Source organism: Candidatus Methylomirabilota bacterium, from assembly GCA_035260325.1.
Classification (GTDB): Bacteria; Methylomirabilota; Methylomirabilia; order Rokubacteriales; family CSP1-6; genus AR19.
The window spans coordinates 1-10,530 of sequence record DATFVL010000269.1 but is presented as its reverse complement, the minus strand read 5'-3'; the positions used below and the strand labels follow the sequence as shown (position 1 = coordinate 10,530).

The window sequence follows — 10,530 nt, the reverse complement described above, 5'->3', positions numbered from 1 at the left end:
TCTACCCGCCGACCAACTGGCTCGCGGACGAAACGCGCGTGCTCGACGGCCGCGCGTGGGCGCCCCGGTGGGACTCGCCGCTCCGGCCCATCGGCGGCACGCACCACCTCCTGAACGTCATGGCGCCGGACGCGCCGCGCGACGTCTATCGCGGGATGGCGCGGCTCGTCGCGAACGCGACGGTGGCGATGCACGTCACCGCGCCGCGCGTGCCCATGGACTACTTCTTCGAGCACCATGGCGCGACCCTCGTGTTCTTCGTCCACCAGGGCGGCGGCACGCTCGAGACGATGTTCGGCCCCATCGAGTTCAAGAAGGGCGACTTCCTGATCGTCCCGAAGGGGATCACCCACCGGTTCGAGCTGGCCGCGGGCCCGCAGTACTACTGGGTCTACGAGTCGTTCGCCGGCGACCCGGAGAAGTCCGAGGCGCCGACGACGGGCCAGTTCATCACGCACAGCCGGAGCGATTACAAGTACCCTCGGACGCTCGACACGCGAAACGAATCCGGACGGTTCGAGATCATCTCGAAAGTCGCCGAGGTGTATACGCGGCGCGTGCACCCGACGCACCCGTTCGACGTCGTGGGCTGGCGCGGTGACTACCTGCCTTACCGCTTCGCGGTGGAGGACGTGCGCCCGCTCGTCGCCGACCGCTCGCACGTTCCGCCCTCGGGCCACACGATCTTCAGGCTCCCGGGCTGCTACATCTGCATCTTCACGGTCCGCTCGGTCGAGAAGGAAGGGATGTGGCTGCCGTTCTTCCACAAGAACCTCGACTACCTGGAGACGCTCGGCTACCACTTCGGCGACTTCTTCAGCGGCGGCGGCGTGGTCCGCGAGGGCATGGTGACGCTCCATCCCGTCGGCCTGCCGCACGGGCCGAAGCCGGCCTCGTTGAAAGCGTTCCTCGACGGGCGGAACCCGGGCGTGCACAACGAGGTCGGGATCATGGCCGACCTCGCGAACCCGACCGAGATCTCGGAGTTCGCGCTCTCGCTCTCGCGGCCCGACTACATGAAGGCCTGGGACGCGTACACCACCGACCCGCGCTTCGTCCACCGGCCCGACCGGCTCGCGGAGGTCCGCGCGCTGGCCGAGCGTCACGCGGACGCGCGCGACGAGCTCCGGCCGAAATATCCGGAGCGCGAGTGACGTCGGCCGGCGTCCTCTTCGAGGACGCGGCGCGCGCGGCGGCGCTCGCGTTCGACCTGCGCGAGCTGCCCGACGAGTACTACGAGGACCCGTTCCCCTACTACGCGCGCCTGCGCCGCTGGGATCCCGTGCACCGCGGCCCCGACGGCTCGTACTTCCTCACGCGCTACGACGACGTCGTCGCGGTCTACCAGGATCATCACGCGTGGAGCTCCGACAAGCAGGTCGAGTTCCGGCCGAAGTTCGGCGCGACCCCGCTCTACGAGCACCACACGACGAGCGTGGTCTTCCGCGACCCGCCCGACCACACGCGCATCCGCAAACTCTTCGCGCCGGCGTTCACGCCGAAGGCGCTCGCGGCGCTCGAGCCCCGTGTCGTCCGCTTCGTGGACGCGCTGCTCGACCGCGCCGCGGCCCGGGGCGGCATGGACGTCGTGGACGACTTCGCGGCCGCGCTGCCCGTCCAGCTCATCGGCGACATGCTCGGCGTGCCGCAGGAGGAGCGCGGGCCGCTCCGGGGCTGGTCGCTCGCGATCCTGGGCGCTCTCGAGCCCCTTCCGGGAGCCGATCGGCTCGCCGCGGGTAATCAGGCCGTCGAGGAGTTCAAGGACTACCTGCGCCGGCTCATCGCCGACCGCCGCCGGCGGCCGAGCACCGATCCGGGCGAGATTCTGTCCGCGCTCCTGGCCGCGGAGGACGCGGGCGACCGGCTCACCGAGATCGAGCTCCTCCACCAGTGCATCTTCCTCCTGAACGCCGGCCACGAGACGACGACCAACCTGATCGGCAACGCGGTCCTCAGCCTGGTCGAGCATCCGGGCGAGCGAGCGCGGCTTGCCGCCGAGCCCGCGCTCATCGGCAGCGCCGTCGAGGAGTTCCTGCGCTACCAGAGCCCGAATCAGCTCGGTAACCGGCGCGCCGTCCGCGACGCCGTCGTGGGCGGGGTCCCGATGCCCGAGGGGACCCTCGTCACGCTCGGGATCGGCGCGGCGAACCGCGATCCGGCGCAGTTCCCCGACCCGGATCGCCTCGACCTCGGCCGCACGCCGAACAAACACCTCGCGTTCATCACGGGCATCCACGCCTGCGCGGGGATGTGGCTCGCGCGCATGGAGGGGCGCGTGGCGATCGGCCGGCTCGTGGCGCGCTTCCCGAATCTTCGCGTCGCCGGCAAGCCGGTGCGCGCCCGCCGCGCCCGCTTCCGCGTCCTCAGCTCGTTCCCCGTCGCCGTATGAAGCGCGCCCGGCACCGGCCGCTCGACGAGCCCTGACGACCGCCGGCATCGTCGTCGCCTGCCCCTGCGGGGAGGTGTACGAGCTCCGGCCCGAGTACGCCGGCCGGCTCCTCGAATGCCCCGTGTGCGGTCACCGCCTGCGCGCGGGCCACGCCCCCGGCGCGCCGCGGCCGCCCGCGCCCGACGTCGATCCCGCCTTCGACCGCGACGTGTTCCTGCTGCGCGAGCGCGTCTTCACCATCCGGACGAAGTACGAGGTGTGGGCCGAGGACGGCACGCCGGTCCTCTACATCGAGCGGCCGACCTTTCCCGTGCGGACGCTCTTCGCGTACGTCCTCGGCGCCCTCGCCGCGCTCGTCGTGCTCGCGTGGATGGTGAACGCCGCGCGCGCGGCGGGGCTCCTCGGGCCGGTCGTCCTGCTCCTCGCCTGGATCCCCGTCATCTTCACCTTCGTCGTCGTGTCCATGTCGGCGCGCCCCCGCCGCCACGTGACCGTCTTCCGCGACGACTCGCGGCGCGACGTGCTGCTGCGCGTGCTGCAGGACCAGCGCCTCGCCTTCTTCTCGCGCACCTACACCGTGCTGCTCGCGAAGACCGGCGAGCCGCTCGCGCGCCTGCGCAAGACCTACCCGCACAGCGTCGTGCGCAAGCGCTGGTACGTGGAGACGCCGGCGGGCCAGCCGCTCGGCATGGCGATCGAGGACTCGCTCGTCCTCTCGCTCCTCCGCCGGATGCTCGGCGTCTTCTTCGGGTTCCTCCGGACGAACTTCCTCCTGGTGCGCGGCGCGGACGAGGACGTGTTCGGCCAGTTCAATCGGAAGTTCACGCTGCTCGACCGCTACGTCCTGGACCTGCGTGAGGACCCGGAGCGCACCTTCGATCGGCGGATCGCGCTGGCACTCGGGGTCATGCTCGACACGGGGGAGCGCCGGTGACCGACGCGTCCGAGCAGCCGCTCCGCATCACGCCGGAGATGCTGCTCTCGCGCCGCATCGACTTCGAGCGACGCATGCGCCGTTTCCCGCCCGTCACCGGCGTCATCATCGCCGTGCTCGTCCTCGTCTTCGCCGTGGAGCTGCGGCTCGGCGCGCTCCAGTCGCGCGAGGCGATCGTCGCGATGGGCGCGCTCGTGCGGGAGCGCGTCGCCGCCGGCGAGTACTGGCGCATGCTGAGCGCGCCCTTCCTCCACGGCGGCGTCGAGCACCTCGTCGGCAACTCGATCGCGCTCTTCATCCTCGGGATGGTGTGCGAGCACGCGTTCGGTCCGGGCCAGTTCGTCGTGCTCTACGTGCTGAGCGGCCTGGCGGGCTCGGCGCTGAGCCTCGTGACGAGCGCGGGCCCGTCGGTCGGCGCCTCGGGCGCCATCTTCGGCCTCCAGGGTGCCGCGATCGTACTGTTCCGCACGCACCGCGAACGGCTCCTCATGCGCGACCGCCGGATCGGCTTCGTGCTCCTGATCTGGGCGCTCTTCACCATCGCGGGCGGCCTCATGGACCCCTACATCGACAACGGCGCCCACATCGGCGGCGCCGTCGGTGGCGCGCTCCTCGCGCGGCGCCTGCGGCCGGTCGTGCTGAGCCCGCTCACGCCCGAGCAGGCCGCGCGCGTGCGCCGGGGGCTCTGGCTGGTCGTCGCGCTGATGGCGTACGCGGTGCTGGGGTGGGCGAGGGGTTAGGCCGGGGGCGCAACTGATATTGATTATCACAAATATTGTGATAATATTCATGCGTGATGGACTTTACGAATCTAAAGACTGCGCGGCTGGCCAAAGGCGTGAGTCAGGTAGAGGCTGCGAGGCGCCTCAAGGTGTCGCAGTCCTATCTGGCGATGCTTGAGGGCGGTGTCCGCCGCTTGACGCCTGAACTCGTTCGGCGTGCGACGAGGGTCTACGGTCTCGCTCCGACCGCGCTGCCCCCCTCGGAATTGAACGTCGTGAACAACCGAACGGCTTCTGAAACTCTGGCCGGTGATCTTGCTGCATTGGGGTATCCAGGACTCGCGTATCTGCGCCCCCGTCATTGGAAGCTCAAGAACCCTGGCGAGGTCCTCCTTACCGCTCTGGCTCAGGAAGATCTGGAGTCTCGTCTCGTGGAGGCCCTCCCCTGGCTCGTGCTGACGTTTTGGCCTCTGGACCAAAATTGGGTGGTACGCCAAGCAAAGCTCCGAGACCTTCAGAATCGTCTTGGCTTTGTCGTCACCTTGGCGCGCCGACTCGCCGAGCGTGCAGGAGATCAGCCTCGGGCCCGAACACTGGAGGAGTTCGAGGCGGTGCTCGAACGAAGCCGTCTTGCTCGTGAGGACACGTTGTGTAAGGTATCGCTGCCCGAGGCGGAGCAGAGATGGCTGACGGAACACAGGTCACCGGAAGCTAGGCGGTGGAACGTCCTGAGCGACTGGACGGCTGATGCCCTCCGCTTCGCCTGAGCTGCCTCAGCCCTGGGGTGAGTTCCTTGCAGCGGTGGACGGGCTACTTCCGAACCCCGTGCAACTCCATTGCCTCGGCGGATTCGTCGTTGCGGTCCGTTATCATCTTCCTCGGCCGACAGGCGACCTCGACTACGTCGAGATCATTCCCCACCATGCAATGGAAGTTCTTCAGAGAACTGCAGGGCCGGAGTCGCCGTTGGCGAAGAAGTATCACTTGTACTTTCAGCACGTTGGGGTGGCCAGCCTGCCGGAAGCGTATGATGAGCGCCTGATCGAGCTCTTCCTGGGTCGCTTCGAGAAGCTCCGGCTATTCGAACTTGAAGCTCACGACCTCGCGTTATCCAAGCTCGCTCGAAACAGCCCGGTGGATCGAGAGGACGTTGCTCACATAGCAAAGGTGGCACCGCTGGATCGTGAAATCCTCAAAACTCGGTATCGGAAGGAACTTCGGTCAATTATTATTGGCGATCCTGATGTACACGATCGGACGCTTCAAATGTGGATCGACGCCTACTTTGGCTCATGACCTAAGTCGTGTTTGAGCGGGGTGACGTTTTCGCCAAGGTCGCTTGTGTAGTGGTACGCGGTCACGCCTGCAGCTCCCGCGCGGCGATCTCTCGCGGCGCCACCTCCGGCGCCGCCGGCAGCTGCCACCCCGCGATCGCCGCCGGCCCGATCTCCCGCGGGACCGCGGCGCCGAGCAGGCGCGCGACGCGTACGGCCGCGCGCGGGTCGCCCCAGTAGTCGCCGTGGTCGTTGCCCGCGAGCTCCTCACGCTCGGCCCAGAGGCCGGGCGGCTGGCCGAAGCGGCCGACGGCGGTGGGGAAGAAGCCTTCGCCGGCGGCGGTCTCGCCGATGGGGAACGCCCAGTGGAGGACGTTGTCGTCGCGCGAGTAGAGGGCGAGGGTCCTGCCGGGGAGCGTGGCGCCCGGCAGCAGCTCGCCGTCGTCCCCGACCATGCCGACGGGGACCGCGGCCGCCATGAGAACGGCGGCGGCGACGTGGCCGAGCGGGGCGGGCTCGCTCGCGAGGCGGTCGAGCAGCTCGAGGACCACGCGATTGCCGAGGGAATGGCAGACGAAGTAGAGCTCCGTGGGCGTTCCCCCGGGACCCGCGAGGGTCCGGACGTACATGGCGAGCTTCTCCGCTGATTCCTCCGCGGGCGCGATCTCGAACGGATAGCTGAGGAACGAGAGGGGGCCGAGGTCGGCGTCGCCGGGCCAGTAGAGCTTGCCGATGTCGGCGAGGACCGCGCCGGCGCTCGGGCCGAGCGCGCCGAGGTCGTCGGTGAACTTGTCGTAGCTCCGTCGCGCCGCGGCTTCCGTGTTGTTGTAGCCGTGGATCAGCAGGACGACGCGCCGCCGCCCTTGGGGGAAGGGCGGCGTGAGCTCATGGACCGCGTCGCCGACGGCCCCTCCCACCGGGCGCTCCCGGAGCGTCAGCTCGTTCCAGGCGGCCACGCGTTACTTCCGGACCTGCTGGAGCGCGGCCACGAGGTCGCGTGCGACCGGCGCGAGGAAGCCGCCGAGCAGCGCGAGCGCGACGTAGAGCGGTAGGTGGCGGACGAACACCTCGATCGGCTCGCGGACGAAGAGCATGAGGCCGGCCCAGACGATGAGCGCGCTCACCACGAACGAGGCGAGCTGGAGGCAGAGCTTCCACCGGAAGCCCGCCGAGATCATGAGGCCGTCGAGGCTCCGCTGCACCTGGTGCGTCACGCGGTTGCGCGCGTCGATGAGGGCCGACTTGTCTTCGGCGCTGAGCTCGCGGCGGGGTCCGCGGTCGGGCGGGCGCGCGTCGAGGAGCCGGCGGAGGTCCTCGGCGTCGGCCTGGGCGGCGAGGCAGCGGAAGAGGTGCTCGTGCCGCCAGGGGAAGTCGAGCACCATCTGGGCGGCCGCGTTCATCTGGGCCGTCACCTGCTCGATCGCGAGATCGTAGAGCGCGGCACGATCGCCGGATGTCGCCAGCCTGACGAGGTCCGTCTGCGCCGCGGCGACGTTCACGGCGCCGGTGGCGAGCGCCGGCGTCCCCGCCGCCTGCTCGGTCAGCCAGCCGCCGACCCACCACGCCTGGAACCAGCGGCGCACGGGGAGCACGTCCTTGATCGTTTGAAGGAACGCCATGCTGATGACGCCGACCGCCGCCAGCGCCGTCGCGAAGCCGAACGCCCTGGCGTAGATGGTGTCGATCATCTGGACGATGGCCGCCGGAATGTTCGTCATGCCGTCTCCCTCTGCGCCCTCATGTCACGTCACCACGACGACCGAGGTGTAGTGGAGGAAGAACTTCTGCGCGGGCGCCGCCCGCTCGAGCATGACGACGTCGTCGGTGATGCAGCGGATCGTCACGTCGACCACGCCGATCACCGGCAGCGCGACCTTCACGGGCTGCCCCAGCTGCTCCAGCTCGTTGAGCATCTTCCTGAAGTCCACAGCCCCTCCCCGGGTGGTGCGCCATGGGTTGCGATGCATCCTCGCCGGACTGGTCAGATCCGCGCGGCCATCACGGGAGCGACCAGCGGGCGCCGCGAGGTGATCTCGTCCCCTGAGCAATCGGGACGCCAACGGCGGCGACGGGCGGGGTTGCCGCAAGTGGGTGATAGCATGCGTCCTCGGGAGGCGCCGGGCCACCGGTGAGCACGCGCGGTGCACCAGCGTGGTGCAAGTGCACCGGGGATGGTGCAGGTCGGAGACTAGAGGTCGCGAGCGGCGGGCAGGTGGGGAAGGGACGTCGCCGCGCGCACGCCGCGGCAGATCGCCCGGGCGACGGCGTCGGCGGCGGCGAGGCCGAGGCGGGTCAGGTCCGCCGGCAGATCGCCGACGGAGAGGGCGAAGAGGGTGTCGCCGTCGAACGCGGTGTGGGGCGGCGAGAGCGCCTGCGCGAAGCCGAGCATCGCGAGCGAGGCGAGCTTGCCGGCCTCGGTCCGCGTGAGCCGCGCGTTGGTCGCGACGACGCCGATCGTCGTGTGCGGCGCGGCGGGCGCCGGCGCGGGGGTCGCGAAGCGGCCGAGCGCGCCGCCGGCGCGGAGCGCCCGCGCCGTGTCGATGAGCCGGCGGCCGCCGGGCGCGTCCCGCGTGCCGGCGACGAGCGCGCCGGTGTCCGGGTCGCGCACGTCGCCGACGGCGTTGACCGCGACGAGCGCGCCCACGACGACGTCGGCCACGCGCGCGCTCGCGCTCCCGACGCCGCCGCGCATCGCGCGCTCGATGCCGTGGAGCTTGCCGACGCTCGCGCCGGCGCCCGCGCCCACGTTCCCCTCGGCGACCGGGCCGCCCGCCGCGCGCGCCGCCGCCTCGTACCCCATCTCGCGCGTGGGGCGGACGCGCCCATCGCCCACGTTGAGGTCGAAGAGGAACGCGCCGGGCACGTGCGGGACGACGGCCGTCCCGGCGGCGAAGCCGGCGCCGCGCGCCTCGAGCCAGCGCATGACGCCCGCGATCGCCTCCTCGCCGAAGCGGCTGCCCCCGCCGAGGACGACCCCGTTGACCGTCGGCACGAGGTGGCGCGGATCGAGGAAGTCCAGGCCGGCGACGTCGTTGGCCCCGCCGCGCAGCTCGACACCGCACGTCGCGGGGCGCGCGGCGAGGACGACGGTGACGCCGGTGAGCGCCGTGAGATCGGTCGCGTGGCCGACGGTGATGCCCGGGACGTCGGTGATCACGCCCCGGGTTTCCGGCTCACGTCGGCCGCCGAGATCCTCCCCGAGGCGACCTCGCCCGCGAGCTCGAGCGCGCGCTGCGCGAGGCCGCGCGCGAACGGCTGTCGGCGGGGATCGGAGGCCGGGTCGGCGAGGGCCCACGCGGCGGCGTGGGCGAGCGCGCCGAGCTCGGAACGCTCGGTCGCCTCGAAGATCCACGCCATCTCGTCGAGCCGACGCGCCCAGCGCCGGCGCGCCTCGGCGTCGAGCTCGCGCTCGACGACGCGGTCCACGATCGCCGTCTGACGCTCGGCCTTGATCTGGTCGGAGACGACGAGGCGGCTCTCGCGGGCCGCGAGGAGGTCGACCGCGTCGGCCTGCACGGCCTCGGGATCGAGGAACCAGCCCGCCGTCTCCGGCAGCTCGAGCAGCTCGGCGCCGCGCTCGACGAGCGCCGGGTCGGCGGGCGCGGGCGGGGGCGCCGGCGCGGGCACGCTCGCGTGCTCGAACAGGCGCCGCCAGCGCGCGAACGCGGCCGGCGGCGCCGTGCCCGTGGCGCGATGGAGCGCCTGCGCCTCGGCGACGAGCGCGAGCGCGCGCGCCGGGTCGGTCTCCACCCAGGGGAGCTTCTGCGAGGCGCGGAGCGCCTCGAGCTCGCTCTCGAGGCGCTTCTTCGTGATGTCGCCGCCCGCCGCGTCCACGATCCCGACGGTGTCGTTGACGATCAGCGAGCAGAGGTGCGTGCCGCCGAGGCCGCGCTCGAAGAGCACCCACGCGGCGCGGGAGCCGCTGCCGTCGATGCCCGAGAGCCAGGCGCGCGTGGCGCGCTCGGGCCCGGACTCGACGACGGGCCGGGGCGCCGGGCGGGGCGGCGCGGCGACACCGCGCTGGGCGAGTCGGTAGAGGGCGCGCTTCGCGGCCCGCTTGAGGCCCCGCGCGCCGTCCGCCGCGAGGGCGCCGAGGGCGGGCAGGGCCTGCGCGCCGTGGGCGTTGGCGAACTCCCGGAGGGCCGCGTCGAGCGCGTCCTCGTCGAGGCCGCGCAGGCGCTCCACGTCGAGCGCGGGCGCGGTCATCCGAAGGTCAGACGGAAGAACGGGTGCTGCGGCGGATCGTAGAAATGGACCTTGCGCGCGTACTCGAGGACGGCGGCGTAGCGCTCGAAGCGGTCGGCGAGCCGCCGGAAGAGCGGCGCCGACGGGCCGCCGCGCGAGCTCGCGCGGTCGTGCTCGGAGACGAACTGGTAAGCGCGCTTGCCCTGGCTGATGTAGAACAAGGCGGACGCCGTCCGGTCCACGCGCTCGCGGAAGAGCCCGGTCATGAAGAGCGTGAAGTCGCCGATGTGCCGCCGCACCGCGACCTCGCGCTCGGGCTGCCACCAGACCGTGTCCTCGCGCCAGACCGCCTGCGCCTCGAGCAGCAGGTCCACGACGGTCTCGAGCCGCGGGGCCGCGACGCCCGGTGGGAAGAGGTTCTCGGTGCGCGCGAAGCGTGTGAGGAGGTCCGCGAGGTAGGGCGACGCCGGATCGTCGCCGAGCGCCAGGTCGCGGAAGCTCGCCCCGAGCGCGCGGTCGAAGAACTGTCGCAGCTCCACGGCTCGGATGATAGCAAACTAATCTGTTAGAATCCGAGCCCGTGGCCGATCGCCCGCGTGCGAAGCTCCCGTGGATGCTCGTCGGGGCGAGCGTGCTGCTCGCCATGCTCCTCCTCTACATCCTGTTCGTCGGCTACCTGCCCGCGAAGCACAAGGTGGCCGGGCTCGAGCAGGAGTTGAAGGAGCTCTACAAGCGGGAGGCGGAGCTCCAGACGAAGCTCGCCCAGCAGGACCAGCGCTACGCGCTGCGCGACCGGCAGCTCACCGCGCTCTCCGCCGAGCGCGACGCGCTGGTGAGGCGTCTCGAGGAGCTCGAGCGCGAGCTGGCGTCGCTCCGCCGGCGCCGCTAGACAGTATGACTTCCGCGAAGTGAGGCTGACCTCCAGCGCTCAACGCGGGTTAGCCTTGCGGGGCCAGAGCCGCCCTGTGCTCGAGGCACAGAACGAACGTGGAGGTCAGCCATGGACGAGTCTAGCAAGACCTTGTA

General features: G+C 71.1%; 13 protein-coding genes. 7 read left to right on the top strand and 6 right to left on the bottom strand.

What is annotated here, in order from left to right; all coding sequences use genetic code 11:
* The 6 genes from VKG64_17280 to VKG64_17255 form a co-directional block, all read left to right on the top strand.
* On the top strand, positions 1-1,154 hold a 1,154-nt coding region (locus VKG64_17280; protein ID HKB26790.1), incomplete at its 5' end, for a homogentisate 1,2-dioxygenase.
* On the top strand, positions 1,151-2,389 hold the full coding sequence (locus VKG64_17275) for a cytochrome P450 (protein ID HKB26789.1): 1,239 nt from the start codon (positions 1,151-1,153) through the stop codon (positions 2,387-2,389). The genes VKG64_17280 and VKG64_17275, both read left to right, overlap by 4 nt.
* A gap of 73 nt (positions 2,390-2,462) precedes the next feature.
* Positions 2,463-3,323, top strand: a complete 861-nt coding sequence (locus tag VKG64_17270) for a hypothetical protein (protein ID HKB26788.1) — start codon at positions 2,463-2,465, stop codon at positions 3,321-3,323.
* Positions 3,320-4,063 (top strand): rhomboid family intramembrane serine protease, encoded by a 744-nt coding sequence (locus VKG64_17265; protein ID HKB26787.1) that lies wholly within the window; start codon positions 3,320-3,322, stop codon positions 4,061-4,063. Before VKG64_17270 ends, VKG64_17265 begins: the two co-directional genes overlap by 4 nt.
* A gap of 56 nt (positions 4,064-4,119) precedes the next feature.
* Positions 4,120-4,812, top strand: a complete 693-nt coding sequence (locus tag VKG64_17260; protein HKB26786.1) for a helix-turn-helix transcriptional regulator — start codon at positions 4,120-4,122, stop codon at positions 4,810-4,812.
* Positions 4,793-5,341 carry a DUF6036 family nucleotidyltransferase gene (locus tag VKG64_17255; GenBank protein ID HKB26785.1) on the top strand — a complete coding sequence of 183 codons (549 nt, stop codon included), beginning with the start codon at positions 4,793-4,795 and terminating at the stop codon, positions 5,339-5,341. Before VKG64_17260 ends, VKG64_17255 begins: the two co-directional genes overlap by 20 nt.
* Before the next feature lie 61 nt (positions 5,342-5,402).
* Here VKG64_17255 and VKG64_17250 read toward each other — a convergent pair whose 3' ends face one another.
* From VKG64_17250 to VKG64_17225, 6 genes are all read right to left on the bottom strand, one after another.
* A complete protein-coding gene (locus VKG64_17250) occupies positions 5,403-6,275 on the bottom strand; it encodes an alpha/beta hydrolase (GenBank protein ID HKB26784.1) in 873 nt (290 codons plus the stop codon).
* A 3-nt stretch (positions 6,276-6,278) separates the two neighbouring features.
* Positions 6,279-7,037 (bottom strand): hypothetical protein, encoded by a 759-nt coding sequence (locus VKG64_17245; protein ID HKB26783.1) that lies wholly within the window; start codon positions 7,035-7,037, stop codon positions 6,279-6,281.
* Positions 7,038-7,061: 24 nt separating this feature from the next.
* Entirely contained in the window at positions 7,062-7,247 is a 186-nt protein-coding gene (locus VKG64_17240) for a hypothetical protein (protein HKB26782.1), read from the bottom strand.
* 260 nt (positions 7,248-7,507) lie between these two features.
* Positions 7,508-8,476, bottom strand: a complete 969-nt coding sequence (locus tag VKG64_17235) for a P1 family peptidase (GenBank protein ID HKB26781.1) — start codon at positions 8,474-8,476, stop codon at positions 7,508-7,510.
* Positions 8,473-9,525 carry a hypothetical protein gene (locus VKG64_17230; protein ID HKB26780.1) on the bottom strand — a complete coding sequence of 351 codons (1,053 nt, stop codon included), beginning with the start codon at positions 9,523-9,525 and terminating at the stop codon, positions 8,473-8,475. Before VKG64_17230 ends, VKG64_17235 begins: the two co-directional genes overlap by 4 nt.
* Positions 9,522-10,043, bottom strand: a complete 522-nt coding sequence (locus tag VKG64_17225) for a hypothetical protein (GenBank protein HKB26779.1) — start codon at positions 10,041-10,043, stop codon at positions 9,522-9,524. The genes VKG64_17230 and VKG64_17225 overlap by 4 nt, the downstream gene beginning before the upstream one ends.
* 41 nt (positions 10,044-10,084) lie before the next feature.
* On the opposite strand from VKG64_17225, the gene VKG64_17220 reads away from it, so the two are divergent.
* Complete coding sequence (locus VKG64_17220; protein ID HKB26778.1) at positions 10,085-10,393, top strand: hypothetical protein; 309 nt, start codon at positions 10,085-10,087, stop codon at positions 10,391-10,393.
* Positions 10,394-10,530: the final 137 nt, after the last annotated feature.

What these genes read in the sequence shown, in the direction of transcription:
- VKG64_17260 (HKB26786.1), top strand. Translation starts at nt 4,120, where the DNA reads ATGGACTTTACGAATCTAAAGACTGCGCGGCTGGCCAAAGGCGTGAGT.
- VKG64_17255 (HKB26785.1), top strand. Translation starts at nt 4,793, where the DNA reads ATGCCCTCCGCTTCGCCTGAGCTGCCTCAGCCCTGGGGTGAGTTCCTT.
- VKG64_17245 (HKB26783.1), bottom strand. Translation starts at nt 7,037, where the DNA reads ATGACGAACATTCCGGCGGCCATCGTCCAGATGATCGACACCATCTAC.
- VKG64_17230 (HKB26780.1), bottom strand. Translation starts at nt 9,525, where the DNA reads ATGACCGCGCCCGCGCTCGACGTGGAGCGCCTGCGCGGCCTCGACGAG.